This is a genomic window from Cytobacillus gottheilii (assembly GCF_900166665.1).
Classification (GTDB): Bacteria; Bacillota; Bacilli; order Bacillales; family Cytobacillaceae; genus Cytobacillus; species Cytobacillus gottheilii_A.
Window position 1 is genome coordinate 3,395,904 of the sequence record NZ_LT800494.1, and the last position, 18,263, is coordinate 3,414,166.

The window sequence follows — 18,263 nt, forward strand, 5'->3', positions numbered from 1 at the left end:
GTGGTAAATTCTTATGTCGAGCTGTCATTTTATTGTGTTTTAAATAAAGAAATTCAGTGAGTTTATACGGCTTTATGCTTTCTCTTTTTTTCAGTATTGGCGACAACTACAGCACATGCAGCGTCACCTGTGATATTGACCGAAGTTCTTACCATATCAAGCAAGCGGTCAATCCCAATAATTAAAGCAATTCCCTCAACTGGCAGATCAACTGATTGCAGCACCATTGCCAGCATGATTAGGCCAACCCCAGGAACACCAGCCGTTCCTATGCTTGCTAACACGGCTGTTAAAACGACGGTCAGCAACTGGGTGAATGATAAATCGGTTGCAAATACTTGTGCAATAAAAATAGTTGCTACACCTTGCATAATGGCCGTTCCATCCATATTAATAGTGGCTCCCAAAGGCTGAACGAAACTGCTGATCGGCTCTGGCACGCCTAATTTTTTCTGCGCAGTTTCCATCGAAAGCGGCAATGTTGCATTACTGCTTGATGTACTAAAGCCTACTCCCATTGCTGGAGCAAACCCTTTAAAGAATGTGACCGGATTCATACCGCCCAGGAAGTAAACGGATGATCCATACGTTACAATCGTATGAATAAGTAAAGCCCCTAATACAACAAGCATGTATACACTCATCGCCTTGATAGCAGAAAAACCTTGACTGCCTATTGCAGAAGCAATTAATCCAAAGGTTCCATAAGGTGCCACCTTCATCGCCAAGCCAACTAAATACATCATGATTTCGTTTCCTTGCTCGATTAGGTTTACAATCCCTTTTGTTTTTTCTCCTAACCTTGTTAACGCAAAACCTACTAAAACAGCAAACACAATGATCTGCAGCATATTTCCAGAGGTTAAGGCTTCAAATGGGTTGACAGGAATAATATTTAATAATGTGTCACTGACAGGGGGAGCTTCTTCTGCACTATATTCAGCTCCTGAAGTATCAAAATCTCCGACCAGGCCGGGCTTGATAATAAGAGACAAGCCTAATCCTATAACGATGGCAATTGCGGTTGTCAATAAGTAAAAACTAACCGTCTTTATTCCAATTCTACCAAGACTTTTCGGTTCACCTAAGCCCGTGACACCTAAAATAATAGAAAATAGAACGATTGGAACAACTAGCATACTAATAAGATTAATAAATATGGTCCCTAATGGATTAAATAAATACGTATCAAAGGCAGAAAAAAGATCTGGGGCATACAGGTTCAATAAAATCCCGACGATCGCTCCAGCAATTAACCCAATGATTATTTTTGTTGTTAACTTCATGTATGTCTTCCTCCGTCTTTCATTTTTCGAGCTGAAAACCAATAAAGGAAAATCCTTCTAATTTTCGTATTTATACCCTTAAATATTATATACGAAACTATACCCTCAACAAAATAAAACACATTAATCAGAAGGGTTATATATTGAATCAATGTTCATCAGTATTTTTTAAAAAATTTCACAATAATATATATTTTTTCATATTCGTTCGATATGATGATGATAATTCAAAGGGCAAAGGGGGAATCATCATGTTTACTTTAAAAGTGGATGAAGAGTTAGAACTGCAATTATTTCAGCTTCATCATGCTGAAGAATTATTTACTTTAGTGGATGTAAATCGTCACCATTTACGCAAATGGCTGCCATGGGTTGATACTACAACCTCAGCTGCACAATATCATTCCATTATTCCCATGTGGCTAAAGCAGTTTTCCGATAACAATGGCTTTAATGCCGGCATCCGTTATAAAGGCAAATTAGCGGGATCGATTGGATTTCACCACATCGATTGGCACAATAAACAAACAAGCATAGGATATTTTCTTGGTGAGGGCTTTCAAGGCAATGGCATAATGACAAGAAGTGTGCAAGCATTAGTGAACTACAGCTTTTTTGATCTGCAGTTAAATCGGATTGAAATCCGCTGTGGAATTAACAACACCAAGAGCAGAGCTATTCCTGAAAGACTGGGATTCACACAAGAAGGAATCATCCGCGACGCAGAATTTCTTTACGACCATTTTCATGATCTCGCCGTATATAGCCTGCTTTATCGAGAATGGAATGACATGTTAAAGAACAGCTGAATACGGTGATCCTCCCATGATGCCCAAAATACAAACAGAACATCATGGGACAGGATCAAAGTATTGCCCCATTTATTCACGAATCACACAAACCCTTCCGTTATGGTATTAATAAAATATTATAATTAAAAGTCAGAATATTTAGTTATCATTTTTATTCAGCCAATTTCATATGATATGTTAAATCCATTTTTTTCAACTGCAACGTTTGACTGTATGGTTTTTAGTAACGTATAATAATGACAATTAATGATAAGCTGAGGTGGTAAGATGGGGCATTATATCGCATCGGTGAACTAGCAGAAATCGCTAACGTCTCGAAAAGAACAATAGATTACTATACAAGTATTGGTTTAATTCAGGCAAGTCGTTCTAAGTCTAATTATCGAATTTATTCTGAAGAAGTATTAATTGATTTACGCTTTATCGAGGAATGCAAAAAACTGCATATTCCTTTAGATGAGATTAAGAGAAAACTAGAAATGAGGTCAAATAGGGAAATTCGCTCAAGAGAAGTTGAGAAGCAAATTGATGCAGTTACACTGCAAATGAAGCAGCTTCAAAATGAAATATCCGTCCTTATGCCGCTCATTAAGAATTTAGATGAGAAAAACAAAAACGGTTTTTCTAAAAAGCTATCACTAGAGGGGTCTGCATTATTGCAATCACTTGTCAGTATAACGAGTTAACCTTATTTTTCCATTAATCAGGAGGTGACACCCTGCCCGTTCACACGGGATAAGGGGAACTTATTTGGACATATTTAACTTGGTTATTTTCGCCACTTTAATTGCTTTGACGGCATTTTTTGTAGTTTCAGAATTTGCCATTGTGAAGATTAGAAGCTCACGAATCGATCAATTAATTGAAGAAGGCAGTACAAGAGCGATAGCCGCAAAAAAATTAACGACCAATTTAGATGAGTATTTATCAGCATGTCAGTTAGGGATAACCATTACTGCGTTAGCACTCGGATGGCTTGGAGAGCCTACTTTTGAAGTATTGCTTAGCCCAATCATTCAATTCTTTGGTTTATCACAGTCTGTTTCACACGTACTCATTATTGCATGTGCATTTTTAATTGTAACATTCCTTCATGTCGTAGTTGGAGAACTCGCACCAAAAACACTGGCGATTCAAAAGGCTGAAGCAGTGACATTAATAATTGCACATCCGCTTATTTGGTTCTATCGCATCATGTATCCATTTATTTGGTTCTTAAACGGGTCTGCACGCTTTTTAACTGGATTGTTTGGGTTAAAGCCTGCATCCGAACATGAACTTGCCCATTCAGAGGAAGAGCTTCGCATCATTCTTTCAGAAAGCTATGAGAGCGGAGAAATTAACCAATCAGAGTTCAAGTATGTAAATAAAATATTTGAGTTTGACAATCGTATTGCAAAAGAAATTATGGTTCCACGGACAGAGATTATCTCCCTGTCTAAGGAAGACAACGTAGAAACCGTTTTGCAGACCGCACAAACGGAGAATTTCACAAGATATCCTATAATTGATGGAGATAAAGACCATATTATTGGCATGATTAACATGAAGGAAGTCATGACCGATCTCATTGCGAAAAAAAATACAGCGGTGAAAACACTTGAACCATATATCCGTCCGATTATACGCGTTATTGACAGCATTCCTATTCATGATTTGCTGTTAAAAATGCAGAAAGAACGGATTCATATAGCCATTCTAATGGATGAGTATGGTGGTACATCTGGTCTTGTCACCGTAGAAGATATTATTGAAGAAATTGTTGGAGAAATTCGGGACGAATTTGATAGTGATGAAATACCAATGATCCAAACGGTCACGGATGATCACTATATTATTGATTCAAAAGTGCTTGTCAGCGAGATCAATGATCTGCTGGGCCTTGAGATCAATGATGAAGACGTTGATACAATCGGCGGCTGGGTACTAACAGAGAACTACGAAGCACAAGAAGGCGACGTTATTACCCATGGGTCATATTCCTTCAAAGTGATGGAAATGGAAGATCATCATATTAAATACGTTGAAGTAATTCGCCTAGCTGAAATTGCAGAGAGAGTACCTCAAGTCCAGCCACAGCTGCAATCACAGCCAGTGGCCTATACAGAAACAGAAGTTATGCCATAATAAACAAAACTCCCGGCTGTTTTGCCGGGAGTTTTGTTTTTAATCTTGTAAATCTTATCGGGTGCAATCCCTGAAACAAAAAAAAGTACTTTTATATTTCATTTGGCAACTCAATGAAAAATGATGTTCCTTTCCCTTTTTCACTCTTCACTTCAATCTTTCCATTATGCAATTCCACTAGCTGTTTCACAATTGATAGGCCAATGCCAAATTCTCCAAAAGAATTGCTGGTCCGAGAAACGTCCGCTTTGTAAAAACGCTCCCAGATCATTTCCACTTCTTCTGGATCTATCCCAATTCCGTTGTCTTCAATGATAATATGTGTTTCTTGATCACGATCCTCACTTCGCAAGTAAATCTCCCCATCTTCAGTGAATTGAATGCTATTTTTCACTATATTAACGAGAATTTGCACTAATCGATCATAATCGGCTATAACCGTTGTTTCTGGGTCTGCCTTTATAATAATTGTATTATTTTTTTCTTCTGCTTGAAGCAATAGCTGGTCAGCAACGACCTCAAAAGCGTCGAGCAGATTTACATTTATTTTGTGCAGCTGTAACTGATTAGATCGAATTTTTTCATAATCGAGATTCTCATTGACTAAGCGAATCAGCCTCTTAGCCTCCCGATCAATTAGATTCATCCCCTTTTCCATTTCCTGCTCTGGAATCAGATTGTTTTTAATCCCTTCGGCTAAGCCGCTTATCGTTGTCAGGGGAGTACGCATTTCGTGTGAAACATCAGCTATAAATTTCCTTCTTCTGTTTTCAAGCCGGTCGATTTCTTCATTCGATTTTTTCAGCCTAGCTGCCATCTCATTAAAATCCTTTGCCAGCTGTCCAATCTCATCCATATAGAGATGAGGAACATTGACATCGTAATTCCCAGAAGAAATCATCGAAGTGGCATCGCGGATATCACGAATTCGTTTAATTAAATTCTTTGCAAGAAACCAGCTTAACAGGATCGTTGCCGTTAAAGAAATAATAATTGTGTATAACAGAAATTTATTCAGCTGACTGATCATTTGGATCGCCCCACTAATCGGCGAAAGAAGAATAACTCCACCGATTAGCTGGTCCCCATTCATATAAGGCAGCGCAACAAGGGTTACCTCCTGATCGAAACGTTTAATATCGTGCAGAACAGATATCCCTTTTCCAGCAGAAAGTTCAAGCCACTCCTGTTCAGATAAAAGGACAACCGGCTCCTGCTGCAGCTCAGGATAAAGCACCCTGCCCTTTCGATCAAATAAAATATACTGAATATTACGAGCCTCAAGAAGCTGGCTATATTCATTTAAAAATTCTTCTGTCCCTTCAATTCTGACTGTTAACTCGGTCAGGATCTGATTGCCAAATGATTCAAGCTCGTCTACTTTATTTTCAAAAATATAATTTTCCAAGAACTGCGAAAACAGCAAACTAAGCAGCAGAAAAGCGAGAACGAGAATAATAATATGGCTGATCAGCAGCTGATAAAAATACTTAATTTTCATGTCCATCCGCACTTTCATCAAACTTATAGCCGATTCCCCATACCGTATGAATAAACGGCTGGCTCTCTGTCCCAATCTTCTTCCTTAAACGCTTAATATGTACGTCAACCGTCCGCTCATCACCATAAAACTGGTATCCCCACACCTTATCAAGCAGCTGCTCTCTCGTAAATACCTGCTTCGGATTTTTCACAAAGTAATACAAAAGATCAAACTCTTTAGGTGTCAGGTTCCCGAGCAGTTCTCCATTAAAATAAGCTTCTCTTGTATCTTTGCTGATTTTAAAGTGAGAAGAAATAATGTACTGCCCCTCCTCTTTCTCATCTGTTTCCATATGGAATCTTCTTGTGACCGCTCTAATTCTTGCCATTAGCGTTAAGGGGCTGAACGGTTTTGTCACATAGTCATCTGCCCCCATTTCTAGACCTAGCACTTGATCTGATTCGCTATCCTTAGCTGTCAGCATAATAATAGGCACTTTGCTGAGCTCCCGTATTTTCCGGCATAGTGTTACACCATCCATCACTGGCAGCATCCAATCTAAAATAATTAAATCCCAGGATTCCTTATTAAAATGCTCAAAACCAGATTGCCCATCATGAATGAATTTCCCTTCATAACCTTCTTTCATAAAAAACATTTCCAGCATCGAGCAAACACTCTGATTATCTTCGACTACTAGTATTTTCATATTCACCATCCTAAGGCTCTGTCATCTTTCATACGGTTATGTATACCTACATTAAATCGAAATACGTTCATTTTTTCAATTTTTAAATGCTCTTACACGAACTTTCTATAATTTAGCAAATTGACTCTCATGGTTTTCCTATTTTTGGACATGCTAACATTTGAATTTACTCATGAAGAGGAGGACTACACATGAAAAAAATATTTATCCTGATTCTTTCAATTTTCACGCTTCTTTTCCCATCACTGGGAAGTGCTTTTGCTCAGGAAGGCGGAGAAGGACATCACGAACACCATCATTTTATGAACAAGGAACAGGTTGATTCCTTAATGAATAAAGGCTATACGAAAGAAGAAATCTACAAAGCTTCGTTTATTGCAAAATTTTCAAAATCGAAAGTTGAAGACGTACTAGCGGCTTATAAAAAGAACGGATCATCTTGGGATAAAACAGCGAAAAACTTTGGTGTCGATTTACAAAAGATGAAACAGCATTATAAAGCAAAGGGACGATTTCTCAAGAAGCATCAGGCGGAGGTTCTCCAAACTTTATCCGTTTATACAGGTAAAAAAGAAGCTGATCTTGAAGCTTTGGTAAAAGAAGAAAATATGAGCCTGCACTTCATAATAATGGCGGTAGCCATGTCAAAATCTTCAGGTAAAGATTTGAATGAAGTCATTCAATTGAAAAAGGATGGAAAAAACTTTCATGAAATGAAGAAACAGCTTAACTTGAATGATGACAAGCTTCACCAGGAAATGAAAACCCTTATGGGCGCAATAAAAGATAGCATTAAAGAAAAAGAATAACCAATAAAGAAAACCACCTACAAGAAGATCGGTGGTTTTCTTTGCTGTATGCTTCAATCGGGATTATAATAGCAGTACATTAGGAGGTGCACTTTGCAATGACAAATGACCAGCCATACTCTATTTCTGAAGACGATTTTGATGAAGAAACCTTATTTATAGTTTCTCAAACATTTAAAGCATTATCAGACCCGACCCGGCTGCGCATCCTGCATTTGCTTTCCAAAGGAGAGTATTCGGTCAATGATATTGCTGAAAAGCTTTCATTACTGCAATCAACTGTTTCCCACCAGCTGCGATTTCTAAAGAATCTGCGTCTAGTTAAGTTTCGCCGCGAAGGTACGACCCTTTATTATAGTCATGATGATGAACATGTCTTAAGTATTCTTAAACAAACCATCGATCATGCACAGCATTAATTACAAGTGCCATGATGACTCGGACATCCTTCTGTCTTCCCTTCAACCTGAATCGTACTGTGCTCAATTGCGTATTCATCATGCAGAATCTCTTGAGCCTCTTTAAGCACAGTATCATGACCATGATCTCCGTTTAAAACGACATGACAGCTCAATGCAGGAAAACCAGATGTAATCGTCCATATATGCAAATCATGCACATCCTCTACCTGGTTTATATGGAGAAGTGATGCTTTTATTTTTTCTGGATGCAGATTCTCTGGGGTTCCCTCCATTAATATATGGAAGGAATCCTTCATGACTCTCCATCCGCTGATCAAAATCAAGATGGCTACGATAATACTTGCAATAGGGTCAGCAATTCCCCATCCAAAGAAATACATAAGTAATGCAGCTGTGATAGCCCCGACCGATCCAAGCAAATCACCAATTACATGCAGAAATGCACTGCGGACATTTAAATTATGATCTTTATCCCCGCTCATTAAAATAAATGCAGCAATAATATTCACTACAAGTCCAATGACAGAGATCGTCAGCATGCCAAGACTTTGAACCTCAGGCGGATTGAGAAGCCTGTGATAGGCTTCATAAAAGATATATAAAGAAATAATTAAGAGTGTCAGTCCGTTAATCCAGGCTGCAATGATTTCAAATCGTTTATATCCAAAAGATTTGCTGATGGTGGCCTTTTTTTCTCCCAGCTTAATAGCTAAGAAGCTTAAACCTAAAGCAGCAGCATCGCTAAGCATATGCCCTGCATCTGACAAAAGCGCTAGACTATTTGTAACGAGCCCTCCAATTACCTCTACAATCATAAAACCGAATATTAAAATAAATGCGGTAAGCAACGCTTTTTTATTATTAGTTGAATGATGGTGATGGTGATGCGAATGACCATGTGAGTGTGAATGTCCCACCGTATTCCCTCCCTTTTTTTCACTCATATATGAGTATGTGTTCATATATATTATGTACCACTCTTACGAATTGTTCAATCATTTTAATAAAAAATAAATGCTCTTTTCTGAACCATAGGTTGTTTAAATATTCATTTTTTTGCTAATATATCTGTTTATTGAAACGAAAGAGTGCGAGACCAGCTCAAACTAAGCGCCAGTTCCGCCAGAAAGCGAGTACTTTAAAGTGGAAATTTTTTCATTAAAGTAAAAGCAACAAAGTTAGCGAAAACAGCCAAAATAAAAAAATCCTCAATCAAGCAAGCAGCAGTTTTTAATTGCCTGACTATATTTTTTAACAGTTGTTATTTTTCATGCTTAAAGGGTAAAAAAAGAATACAATAAGTTTATCCATTAAATGACGCTTAACTAGGACAACTACAGGAGGGATAGAATGTTTATTGTGTATGCAAGTATTGCTGTAATTGTGCTTGCCATTGTGTTTTTTATTATTTCGGCGGTAAAGACTTTAAAACAAGCACAGCCAAGTATTGAACGACTGAATGAAACAAATAGCCGATTGCAGCATAAGGTCAATGTACTAAAAAATGAAACAGATGCACTAAAAGTGCAGCAGGAACGTCTGCAGGAAGATTTTGAGTTTAAAAAAGGAGTTTTCACATCGCTTATATCATCCGTTAAGGAGACACCAAAGGTAATTACCAAGTGGTGGAAAATTAAAATTCCTTTTATTCATAAACTCTAAAGATTAATCGACAGAAAAAAGCGAGGAGCTCTCCTCGCTTTTTTTTCGTCTTGTAATGCTGTCTTCCATCCAAACATCAAAATGATCATATCTTTCTCACTCACTCTTACATCACGGCTGTTTTTTGTTTATTCAAAGCTTGTCCCTTTTTTCTTCTATGAAGCAGAGCGTTGATTTCTCCCCCAAGCACAAATGTTAAGCCTGTTAAGTAAAACCACAGCATAAGCACAATGACACCACCAAGACTTCCATATGTGGCTGAGTAATTGGCAAAGTTATTGACATATATGGATAATCCAAAAGAAATGATTTGCCAAATGACAGTGGCTGCAATCGCACCAGGTAAGACTTCTTTAAACGGATAATGCTTATTTGGCGCAAATTTATAAAGACCAGCCAGCACTGCGGCCATTACGACAATAGCAATGACATAGCGCAAAATATTAATCAATACTTCCAGATTATTGGGGATATATATAAATTGTCCAACAAAGTCGACAATAACATTCCCGAAAACCGGGAGTAGCATTGCTGTGACAATGGCAAGAATTAAACCAAGCGTTAGCCCAATAGATATAAGCCTTACAATGATAAAGGATCTGGATTCCTCTACATCAAATGCCGTGTTCATAGCACGAATAAAGGCCATCATTCCATTGGAAGCCGACCAAATTGTACCGATGATCCCGAATGTCAGCAGTCCTCCATTGGGCACGGTTATAATATTAATGACATTTTCTTCGATTAAGCTGAACGTATCACCAGGTAAAATACTGCCTAAATAAGTTTGCACCGTTTGCGGATCGATTGATAAATATGGCAAAATAGAAATCATTAAGATCAATAACGGGAAAATAGCTAACATATAATAATACGCCTGCTCAGCTGCGAGCCCTGTTGCACGATCTTCTTTTAATTCTGCAGACAGCTTTTTTCCAAAAGTAATTGCACGGTTCACTTTTATTCACATCCTTTAATGGAATTAGAGAGTATAGTCTCCTTTTCCCAGTTCAGAACAGAGATAATCATTTAACATTGGTTCTTTTTTATTAGACTGTACAGAATTTTCAATCTTTTCTTTCTTATAGTGTTAAAATAGAGTTGATATGAGAGGAGGTTTGTTGATGGCAATCACAACAGAAGAAATGAGCAGTCAGCAGCTGCATAAAGCTACAACTAAAGGAAAAGTGCTTAAAAGGATCATTTTTATTATCATTGGCGCCATTTTCATGGGGATTGGCATTGAGGAATTTTTAGTGCCTAATCAAATTCTGGATGGCGGGATTGTCGGAATATCCATTATATTGTCTCATTTAACCAATATAAAGCTTGGGATCTTTATTTTTCTCCTGAACATTCCCTTCTTTTATATAGGCTATAAACAAATCGGGAAAACCTTTGCTCTGTCTACCTTGCTTGGCATAGGTGTACTCTCCCTTACCACATTGCTGCTACATAATGTACCTGTTTTTACGACTGATCTCTTATTAGCCACCGTTTTTGGAGGCATCAGTTTAGGGATCGGCGTTGGCATTGTTATTCGTTATGGCGGGTCCTTGGATGGGACAGAAATTCTTGCGATTTTACTGAATAAAAATCTTCCGTTTTCTGTTGGCGAAATTATTATGTTTTTTAATGTCTTTATTTTTGCCACAGCCGGCTTTGTTTTTGGCTGGGATCGGGCCATGTATTCAATAATTACATACTTTATCGCCTTCAAAACCATTGACATCGTCATTCAGGGCTTAGATGAATCCAAATCAGCTTGGATCATTAGTGAAAATCACCAGTTGATTGGAGAAGCCATTTTGGCTCGTCTTGGCAGAGGGGTTACGTATTTAAAAGGCGAAGGCGCTTTTACAGGGGACGATAAAAAAGTCATTTTCGTTGTCATTACGAGGCTGGAAGAAGCAAAATTAAAATCAATTGTAGAAGAATTGGATCCGAATGCGTTTCTTGCTGTTGCGAATATATCTGAAGTACGGGGCGGCAGATTTAAGAAGAAGGCGATTCATTAGTAATTCTAGATTCAATTTTAAAGGAGCCGCAAATAAGCACAAAAATCCATGCTTTTTCGCGGCTTATCATATTTTTGAAGCTATAAGTACTTGCGATGTATAGACTTTCCATCATAAGAAAATAACATTTCCTTGCCTTCTACCATGCTTTCCATGTGGACATTTCTCCCCCACAGCTGATGAATATAAGGAAGTACCTTTTCCAAATATTTCAGGTCAAGCTCAATGCCTTCATACCAATGTTTGATATATAGCTCGCCATTTTTCAGATAATCGCCATCCGTTACTGTTAGATAAGGAAAGCCGCCATTTACTCTCATGCCAACTAACTGATCACGTACGCTTTCCCATTGTTTATCAACAACTTTGTAATCCTTGCCCTGCTTTTGGAATAAGTACATATCCTCTCTCATCACAAGGTCCTTAGTTAAATAATTGCGTAAAAATGAAATATCGGATTCAATTTCACGTACTTCAAACATTTTTTCACGCCCTGAACCTGGCTGAACCCCACGGCGTTTCATTTCTTCAGTTGGATGATTATAGCGCTCTTCAATATCTTCAAACACTTTTAAGCCAAGATAATAAGGATTGATGCCCGTTCTCGATGGCTGTACAACACCAGCATTTAATTTTGCAAATTCAATGGCTTCTGCACTTGTTAAGTCAAGCTCTCTTAAAATACGCTGATGCCAATAGGATGCCCAGCCTTCATTCATAATCTTCGTTTCAAGCTGCGGCCAAAAATACAGCATTTCCTCGCGCATCATCGTTAAAATATCACGCTGCCAATCTGTCAATTCACGGCTATAGCTTTCAATAAAAAGCATTAAATCCTTCTCAGGACGAGGCGGAAATTTGCGTTTTTTCTTTATTTTTTCCTGCTTGGGCCCGCGATCATCTAAACCCCATAAATCATCGTATGGAGAAGCCGCTATAGTATCAGAGCTTTCAAATTCACTTTCTTCTGTGCTCCAAGCAAACTTAGGCCGCATTAAGGAAGGATCAATATGTTCCTCAATGGCAAGAACAGCATCTAAAAATGTTTCAACCTCTTTTCTGCCATGTTCTACTTCATATAAGCGTATTCTTTCAGCTGTTGCTGCCATGCTTTCAACCATATCGCGCTTTGTATTCTGAAAGCGAACATTGTTTTTGAAGAAGTCGCAGTGAGCCAGAACATGCGCAACGATGAGCTTATTTTGTATAAGTGAATTCGAATCAAGCAAAAAGGCATAGCATGGATCAGAATTGATCACAAGTTCATATATTTTTGAAAGTCCAAGATCATATTGAAGCTTCATCTTAAAGAACTGCTTGCCAAAGCTCCAGTGAGAGAAACGAGTTGGCATTCCATAGGCTCCAAATGTATAAATTATATCAGCAGGACAGATTTCATAACGCATCGGATAAAAGTCGAGACCAAACCCACTGGCAATTTCCGTAATTTCCTGTATCGCATATTCGAGTGCTTTCGCATCCTCCACTTGCATTTGCCACTCCCCCTTTAAGTCCTTATCCTAATCTATGAGCAGGGACGGGGAATGATGATTCTTGCTTGTATTTTTATAGATTGGTCATTTACAGAAAAAAAAACAGGCTGATAAACAGCCTGCCGGAAATTAGTCATTATCGTTGTCGAATTCAAGTTCCAATACTTCGCCTGTTACTGCATCTAATTCAACCTCTGCTTCTCCATTATTTGTACGAAGCTCAAACTCATACTTCATTCTGCCATCATCACTATCCAAGTCGATTTCCTTTACTTTGCCGTTCGCTTCTTTTTCTGCAATGGCAATTGCATCTTTTTCAGATAAAATCTTTTGATCAGCTGTTTGCGTATTTTGTTCTGATGTTGAAGTATTTGCTTGGTTGTTTTGTACATCATCATCTTGGTCATCGTAATGATCATCGTCATCATCATGATCTTTTCTAACAGATAACACTTCCCCCGTATAGGCATCAAGGTCCACATCATAATCCATTCGATCATCGTTGTTATCGATATCTACGTCATAGTAGCGTCCGTTGAAATGACTTTCCAGCTCAATGCTTTCAATCACTCCAGGCTGTTCTTTTAAAGCAAGCTCTTTTGCCTTCTCTAATGTGATCATTTCTTTTTCAGCCTGTTCTGCTGATTTTTGTGTGGCTCCAGCTGCTGCTGCTCCTCCTAATACGACTAATCCTGCAAGTGCACCGATCCAAATTTTCTTTTTCATGTTTGTTTCCTCCTTCAATTTGTTTTCTACATTATCAATATAGTCTTCTTATCTTAAAGAAACGGTAGAATAAGATTAGAAAACAATGAGAAAGACATGAAATTTACTCATTTAGATGTGAAACAGTTCATGGAGAAGCTAATTCTCCTGAGTGAACAGCGAAACCACTCGCTGATTTAGATATAAAAAATGGCCAAGGGAACCTCTATCCCGTGGCCTTAACTTTAGTCCTCTTCCCATGAAATGGTGTATTTACCGGTGATGGCGTTGATTTGGATGACGGCTTCGCGGTCATCGTCCGTTTCAATTTCTACTAGGTAATATGGCTGTTCATTGATTGATTCAAAGTCAATGTCGTCGATATCGTCCATTGTGCCATTAATTGTTTTTAAGGCAATGTCTTTTGCTTGCTCTTCTGTCAGGATTTTTACGTCTTCTTCAAATGGAGTTGTTTTGAGAATTTCACCTGATTTTGCGTCAATTTCAAGTTCACTTTTTTGATTCTCTTTCTCTACTACAGCAAGATAGATCTGCTGCTCACCTAGTGCTGCAATTTTCAGGGAATTAACTGTAAAACCAGAAGCCTTCAGTTGATCTGATACCTGCTGTTCAGAAACCATTTCCTCTACTTCCTTCTCATCTGTTTGTTGAGGAGGATCATTGCTTATGTTATCTCCCGTTTTTTCAAGTGATCGCGTTTCTCCATTATAAGCATCAATGCTTACTTGATATTGACCGTTTTCACGATTCAACTGAGCAACGTACTCCCCATCTTTTTCTTCAATATTCGAAATCTCTCCAGTATAGCGGTTGGCAATAAGTGTTTTTGCTTCCTCGATGGTGATTGCTTTTTCTTGATTAAACAGAAAGAAGCCTGCAATAAATCCTGCTAAAACGAATACAGTCAGGATCCATATCCAATTTCTCTTCATGTTCCCCCTCCATCCTTCTCTCCATATTATGAATCATAAAAATGAGAAAGTGATGAGAAAATCCTTAATTAAATATTAAAGTCACAGTAGTACCTTCGTTTTTTTCACTTTTAAGCTCAAGCTTTATTCCGATTACATCTGCAATCTCTTTAGCAAGTGACAGACCAAGACCTGTACCGCCATTTTGTCTCGTTCTCGCTTCATCAACCCGATAAAAGCGATCGAATACTCGAGGCAAATCCTTTTCAGCAATTCCTCCACCGAAGTCTTGAATATGAATCAGCGTTTCCTGGTCTTTTTTTTCACATTGAAGAATGATGTTGCCATCACTATATTTCCGGGCATTATCCAGGAAAATAAACAACAGCTGCTTTAACTTTTGTTCATCTGAACTTACAACCGAAGAATCGTCACATATAAAAGATATCTGTCTATTATACGCCTGTTCAAATGCTTTCACGGTCTGCTGTAAAAATGGCTTTAACTTAATGTCCTTGCTCTCTACATTCCATTGCTCATGATGTTTTGCAAGCTGAAGCAGCTGTTCCGTCATTTCCCGCATCCGTATAGCCTCTGAATGAATCGCTTCTACAGACTCTTCGAATAAAGCATGATCCTGCAACCCTCTTCGTTTCAATAGACTCGCATAGCTTTCAATGACGGTTAAGGGCGTTTTAAATTCATGGGAGGCGTTGGATACAAACTGCTTCTGCTTTTCATAATTGGCTTCCAAGAGGGTAATCATATGGTTAAAGGTGTCTCCCATTAAATGAAGCTCATCCTTTGATTTCCCATCGAGTGTCAGCCGTTTAAATTGACCGCTTTCCCTAATTTCCTTCATGGTGTCGATCATATTGATAATCGGGTTCATAATTAAACTGCTGAGTATTCTGCTTGAAATCAAAACAGGAACAAGTGTCAGCAATGTAATAATGATGAGGACAATTCTAAATAACTGTAGTATGTCCATCGATGATTGAATGCTTTTGGCCATCTGCAGGTTAGCCACCTCACCATCAGGCAAGATGATTGGAATGGACGTAAAAGCATAATGCTGATGATCTTTAACCAATTCTTGCATCTGTTCTGACTGATAAAATTGTTCATCGATAAGATTCCGATATTCTTCTGAATTTGAACCTGCAGTGCTTTTTAAATCCTGTGTAACAATTTGAATAACCCCATCCATAGGAGCATAGGCCCGAAGCAAATCCGCTTGAGGTATTTGTCCCAATGATTCGTCAATCTCCTGTGCAAGGTTTTCGGTTTCACTCCGCGCTGATTCCAATTCACTGTCAATCATCATCTTTGAAAATAGAAAAAATAATGCTGCATTCATTAAAATAATGAGGCAGGCAAATAAAACGGATGTATATAAATTAATTTTGTTTCGAAGCTTCATTTTGGCTCCTTTATAACATAGCCGACTCCGCGAACAGTGTGTATAAGGGGCGGTTCTCCTGCTGGTTCAATTTTTTTGCGGACATAGCGAATATAGACATCCACAACATTGGTGTCTCCCATAAAATCATAGCCCCACACCGTCTCTAAAATCTGCTCTCTTGATAAAACCTGGCGTTTATTGCGCAGCAAATAGGAGAGAAGATCGTATTCACGTGGCGTTAACTCGATTTGAATTTCCCCTCTTGTTACTTCTCTTGTTTTCTCATTCATTTTCAGATTTTCAATCCCTAATAGCTCTTCCTGTTCTTCATTCTGTTCGACCATTTTATGTCTTAATGCTACACGCACCCTTGCCAGGAGTTCCTCAATTTGAAATGGTTTTGTGATGTAATCATTTGCACCTAAATCAAGTCCAGAAACTTTATCTTCCACTGAGCTTTTAGCGGTAAGAAGAAGGACGGGTGTGGCTTTATTGCCAGCTCGGATTCTGCGGAGCAGCTCAATTCCGCTTAAGCCTGGGAGCATAACATCAAGCAGGATTAAATCCCATGATTCTGTTCTGAATTTCTCGAGACCTTCTAAACCATCAAACACTTTGGTCACTTCATACCCTTCAAATCCCAGCTCCAATTCAAGCAAACGGGCAATTTTCACTTCATCCTCGACAACAAGAATTCTCTCTTTCGCCACCGCCTCTGCCTCCCCACAATTTCTATTATCTTTAGACTAGCAGAAATATTTTTTAAAATCCATTTCTTGTTTCACTAAGAATATAAATGGATTATACATTGGCTGGTTGGGAAGCTTTTGAGCAGAGAATGATATTGAAACACCGTCGCAGCAAACTCATCAGACAGTAAAAAACGAATGTCTCTCCATGTAATCTCATTTTAAGATTGCACGTTAAGACATTCGTTTTAAGAAAATCGATAAACCAAGGTTTATTTTTGTTCCTCTACCGTCAGGCTTAAAGACTTATTATCGCTTAGCAAATGAGTCACTTTTACTAGTATCGTTTTATCTTTGCCGTCTTCTTTTACTATAAAAACAAAAGAGTCCATCACTTCATTTTCCGTCAGTTTTCTGCGGCCGCCGTATTTGTATTCCACTACATCTTCTCCGGGATAATCCTCTTTTACAACAACTGTAGCGATTCTTCCGTATTTTTCATAATCTGGCTTTTCTTCCGCCTGTACAAGTAATCCTGCATGACCTATGAAAAAGAGCGCGAATAATAAAACTGAAATTCGTTTCATGCGTGCCTCCATATGTTTGTCGTTGCCTATATTTTTTCGTTAATTTTTATTTTTATACAGATCATTTTCTTCTTTCATCATTTTTCTTGCTTCATGTGCCAGCAGGATGCCCACATGCTGATTACGCTGCCACTCCTCCGAAAACTCCCCAATTGGGGGATGCCGCTCTTCAATCAGTTTGCATATTTCAATAGTCATGGCAGGTTTATGAAATTCCGTAATAAACCAATCTTTAAAGCCGCCTCCTACTGCTTCAGCGGATGGCTCGGATAGCGGATATCCCGTTAACTCTGATACCTGCTCCGCAATAGCACGATCTCTAGCAGAGTGGCTTCCATTGTGATAATCCCAAAATATTTCCTGTCCTGACGAATGGTATGCCACTGCAATCTCAGGCTTTATTTTTCGAACAAACCGTATTAGAGCCTTTATTTCTGCTGTTTCAACAGGTTTTCTTCCTTTAAAAAATTGCCAGGAAGGCTCGTCGACTCCTGTTTCCAAGTCACTCCAGCCTGAAGGATATTGTCTATTTAAATCAATGCCTATTCCATTCGCTTTCCAGCTTGTGAAATCATTACGGCCATCGTTCATTCTAAGAAGCTTTTGATGGGAGCTTGCCGGGAATGCCTGAATGCCTTCTTGCTGCAATACAACTCCATCTGGATTGATCATGGGAATAAACCAGATGGAGATATCGTCTAAAAGGTCATAGGGAAATCCGCCGATTTTACTTTTCTCTTTGTAAGCGAGAGCATAATATTCCATCATCTTCATTGTTAAACTTGATGTCAGCCACTCTCGGCCATGATGGGAACCAATCATGAGAATATGATGCTTCCCCTTTCCAAGTCTTACCGCATAGAGATTTCGCCCATACGACGATTGACCGATCTTTTTCACTTTTAAAAAACCATATTGCCTCTTCATCTTTTTTATGTCGTTTTTCAATGTATGGTAATTATACGGTACATATGGATTGACCACGTCAGCATGTGTAAAAGTACCTCCTGCTATAAAACACAGTAAAAATAAGAGCAAATATCGCTTCATGGGAAAAATCCTTCCTTTTTCACTACACAATTACCTTCCGCAAAAAAAAGAACCTTATACAGGTAAAAGATGAA

19 protein-coding genes and 1 pseudogene are annotated in these 18,263 nt (G+C 38.5%); 8 read left to right on the forward strand and 12 right to left on the reverse strand.

Annotated elements, in window-relative coordinates; translation table 11 throughout:
• Positions 1-62: 62 nt before the first annotated feature.
• Positions 63-1,286 carry a dicarboxylate/amino acid:cation symporter gene (locus tag B7E07_RS16625; protein WP_080847612.1) on the reverse strand — a complete coding sequence of 408 codons (1,224 nt, stop codon included), beginning with the start codon at positions 1,284-1,286 and terminating at the stop codon, positions 63-65.
• Positions 1,287-1,537: 251 nt separating this feature from the next.
• Between B7E07_RS16625 and B7E07_RS16630 the strand changes: the two genes are divergently transcribed.
• The 4 genes and pseudogenes from B7E07_RS16630 to B7E07_RS16640 all read left to right on the forward strand — a co-directional run bounded on the left by B7E07_RS16630 (position 1,538) and on the right by B7E07_RS16640 (position 4,225).
• Positions 1,538-2,095 carry a GNAT family N-acetyltransferase gene (locus tag B7E07_RS16630; RefSeq protein WP_080847615.1) on the forward strand — a complete coding sequence of 186 codons (558 nt, stop codon included), beginning with the start codon at positions 1,538-1,540 and terminating at the stop codon, positions 2,093-2,095.
• A gap of 287 nt (positions 2,096-2,382) precedes the next feature.
• Positions 2,383-2,565, forward strand: a pseudogene (locus B7E07_RS24485) (MerR family transcriptional regulator); the annotation flags it as partial.
• Positions 2,566-2,577: 12 nt separating this feature from the next.
• Positions 2,578-2,784 (forward strand): MerR family transcriptional regulator, encoded by a 207-nt coding sequence (locus B7E07_RS24490; RefSeq protein ID WP_257391475.1) that lies wholly within the window; start codon positions 2,578-2,580, stop codon positions 2,782-2,784.
• Between the two features lie 64 nt (positions 2,785-2,848).
• A complete protein-coding gene (locus tag B7E07_RS16640) occupies positions 2,849-4,225 on the forward strand; it encodes a hemolysin family protein (protein WP_080847621.1) in 1,377 nt (458 codons plus the stop codon).
• Positions 4,226-4,316: 91 nt separating this feature from the next.
• Here the strand turns inward: B7E07_RS16640 and B7E07_RS16645 are convergent, their stop codons facing one another.
• Positions 4,317-5,726, reverse strand: a complete 1,410-nt coding sequence (locus tag B7E07_RS16645) for a sensor histidine kinase (protein ID WP_080847624.1) — start codon at positions 5,724-5,726, stop codon at positions 4,317-4,319.
• On the reverse strand, positions 5,716-6,417 hold the full coding sequence (locus tag B7E07_RS16650; protein ID WP_080847626.1) for a response regulator transcription factor: 702 nt from the start codon (positions 6,415-6,417) through the stop codon (positions 5,716-5,718). Before B7E07_RS16650 ends, B7E07_RS16645 begins: the two co-directional genes overlap by 11 nt.
• 191 nt (positions 6,418-6,608) lie before the next feature.
• On the opposite strand from B7E07_RS16650, the gene B7E07_RS16655 reads away from it, so the two are divergent.
• Together B7E07_RS16655 and B7E07_RS16660 are read left to right on the forward strand one after the other, a co-directional pair.
• A complete protein-coding gene (locus B7E07_RS16655; RefSeq protein WP_080847629.1) occupies positions 6,609-7,226 on the forward strand; it encodes a hypothetical protein in 618 nt (205 codons plus the stop codon).
• Between the two features lie 98 nt (positions 7,227-7,324).
• Entirely contained in the window at positions 7,325-7,645 is a 321-nt protein-coding gene (locus B7E07_RS16660) for an ArsR/SmtB family transcription factor (protein ID WP_080847632.1), read from the forward strand.
• Here B7E07_RS16660 and B7E07_RS16665 read toward each other — a convergent pair.
• On the reverse strand, positions 7,642-8,565 hold the full coding sequence (locus B7E07_RS16665; RefSeq protein WP_080847633.1) for a cation diffusion facilitator family transporter: 924 nt from the start codon (positions 8,563-8,565) through the stop codon (positions 7,642-7,644). The genes B7E07_RS16660 and B7E07_RS16665 overlap by 4 nt on opposite strands.
• A gap of 433 nt (positions 8,566-8,998) precedes the next feature.
• Between B7E07_RS16665 and B7E07_RS16670 the strand changes: the two genes are divergently transcribed.
• A complete protein-coding gene (locus B7E07_RS16670; protein ID WP_080847634.1) occupies positions 8,999-9,310 on the forward strand; it encodes a DUF948 domain-containing protein in 312 nt (103 codons plus the stop codon).
• A gap of 106 nt (positions 9,311-9,416) precedes the next feature.
• Here the strand turns inward: B7E07_RS16670 and B7E07_RS16675 are convergent, their stop codons facing one another.
• Positions 9,417-10,268, reverse strand: a complete 852-nt coding sequence (locus tag B7E07_RS16675) for a YihY/virulence factor BrkB family protein (RefSeq protein WP_080847635.1) — start codon at positions 10,266-10,268, stop codon at positions 9,417-9,419.
• A 187-nt stretch (positions 10,269-10,455) separates the two neighbouring features.
• On the opposite strand from B7E07_RS16675, the gene B7E07_RS16680 reads away from it, so the two are divergent.
• Positions 10,456-11,328, forward strand: coding sequence for a YitT family protein (locus B7E07_RS16680; protein ID WP_373886076.1), 873 nt, complete (start codon positions 10,456-10,458; stop codon positions 11,326-11,328).
• An 80-nt stretch (positions 11,329-11,408) separates the two neighbouring features.
• Here B7E07_RS16680 and B7E07_RS16685 read toward each other — a convergent pair whose 3' ends face one another.
• From B7E07_RS16685 to B7E07_RS16715, 7 genes are all read right to left on the reverse strand, one after another.
• Positions 11,409-12,821 carry a SpoVR family protein gene (locus B7E07_RS16685; protein WP_080847641.1) on the reverse strand — a complete coding sequence of 471 codons (1,413 nt, stop codon included), beginning with the start codon at positions 12,819-12,821 and terminating at the stop codon, positions 11,409-11,411.
• A 129-nt stretch (positions 12,822-12,950) separates the two neighbouring features.
• Positions 12,951-13,547 (reverse strand): PepSY domain-containing protein, encoded by a 597-nt coding sequence (locus B7E07_RS16690; RefSeq protein WP_080847644.1) that lies wholly within the window; start codon positions 13,545-13,547, stop codon positions 12,951-12,953.
• A 224-nt stretch (positions 13,548-13,771) separates the two neighbouring features.
• Positions 13,772-14,479, reverse strand: a complete 708-nt coding sequence (locus B7E07_RS16695; RefSeq protein WP_080847647.1) for a PepSY domain-containing protein — start codon at positions 14,477-14,479, stop codon at positions 13,772-13,774.
• 64 nt (positions 14,480-14,543) lie between these two features.
• Positions 14,544-15,881 (reverse strand): sensor histidine kinase, encoded by a 1,338-nt coding sequence (locus tag B7E07_RS16700; RefSeq protein WP_080847654.1) that lies wholly within the window; start codon positions 15,879-15,881, stop codon positions 14,544-14,546.
• Entirely contained in the window at positions 15,878-16,573 is a 696-nt protein-coding gene (locus B7E07_RS16705) for a response regulator transcription factor (RefSeq protein WP_080847656.1), read from the reverse strand. Before B7E07_RS16705 ends, B7E07_RS16700 begins: the two co-directional genes overlap by 4 nt.
• 251 nt (positions 16,574-16,824) lie before the next feature.
• Positions 16,825-17,139: a DUF3889 domain-containing protein gene (locus tag B7E07_RS16710; protein WP_080847658.1), complete on the reverse strand. Its 315-nt coding sequence runs from the start codon at positions 17,137-17,139 to the stop codon at positions 16,825-16,827.
• A 39-nt stretch (positions 17,140-17,178) separates the two neighbouring features.
• On the reverse strand, positions 17,179-18,189 hold the full coding sequence (locus tag B7E07_RS16715) for a M14 family zinc carboxypeptidase (protein WP_080847660.1): 1,011 nt from the start codon (positions 18,187-18,189) through the stop codon (positions 17,179-17,181).
• Between the last annotated feature and the right edge of the window lie 74 nt (positions 18,190-18,263).

Excerpts from the sequence above, each read along its gene's own strand:
- B7E07_RS16645 (WP_080847624.1), bottom strand. The coding sequence starts at position 5,726 with ATGAAAATTAAGTATTTTTATCAGCTGCTGATCAGCCATATTATTATT.
- B7E07_RS16655 (WP_080847629.1), top strand. The coding sequence starts at position 6,609 with ATGAAAAAAATATTTATCCTGATTCTTTCAATTTTCACGCTTCTTTTC.
- B7E07_RS16690 (WP_080847644.1), bottom strand. The coding sequence starts at position 13,547 with ATGAAAAAGAAAATTTGGATCGGTGCACTTGCAGGATTAGTCGTATTA.
- B7E07_RS16670 (WP_080847634.1), top strand. The coding sequence starts at position 8,999 with ATGTTTATTGTGTATGCAAGTATTGCTGTAATTGTGCTTGCCATTGTG.
- B7E07_RS16685 (WP_080847641.1), bottom strand. The coding sequence starts at position 12,821 with ATGCAAGTGGAGGATGCGAAAGCACTCGAATATGCGATACAGGAAATT.
- B7E07_RS16715 (WP_080847660.1), bottom strand. The coding sequence starts at position 18,189 with ATGAAGCGATATTTGCTCTTATTTTTACTGTGTTTTATAGCAGGAGGT.
- B7E07_RS24490 (WP_257391475.1), top strand. The coding sequence starts at position 2,578 with ATGAGGTCAAATAGGGAAATTCGCTCAAGAGAAGTTGAGAAGCAAATT.
- B7E07_RS16710 (WP_080847658.1), bottom strand. The coding sequence starts at position 17,139 with ATGAAACGAATTTCAGTTTTATTATTCGCGCTCTTTTTCATAGGTCAT.
- B7E07_RS16680 (WP_373886076.1), top strand. The coding sequence starts at position 10,456 with ATGAGCAGTCAGCAGCTGCATAAAGCTACAACTAAAGGAAAAGTGCTT.
- B7E07_RS16625 (WP_080847612.1), bottom strand. The coding sequence starts at position 1,286 with ATGAAGTTAACAACAAAAATAATCATTGGGTTAATTGCTGGAGCGATC.
- B7E07_RS16660 (WP_080847632.1), top strand. The coding sequence starts at position 7,325 with ATGACAAATGACCAGCCATACTCTATTTCTGAAGACGATTTTGATGAA.
- B7E07_RS16695 (WP_080847647.1), bottom strand. The coding sequence starts at position 14,479 with ATGAAGAGAAATTGGATATGGATCCTGACTGTATTCGTTTTAGCAGGA.
- B7E07_RS16630 (WP_080847615.1), top strand. The coding sequence starts at position 1,538 with ATGTTTACTTTAAAAGTGGATGAAGAGTTAGAACTGCAATTATTTCAG.
- B7E07_RS16650 (WP_080847626.1), bottom strand. The coding sequence starts at position 6,417 with ATGAAAATACTAGTAGTCGAAGATAATCAGAGTGTTTGCTCGATGCTG.
- B7E07_RS16700 (WP_080847654.1), bottom strand. The coding sequence starts at position 15,881 with ATGAAGCTTCGAAACAAAATTAATTTATATACATCCGTTTTATTTGCC.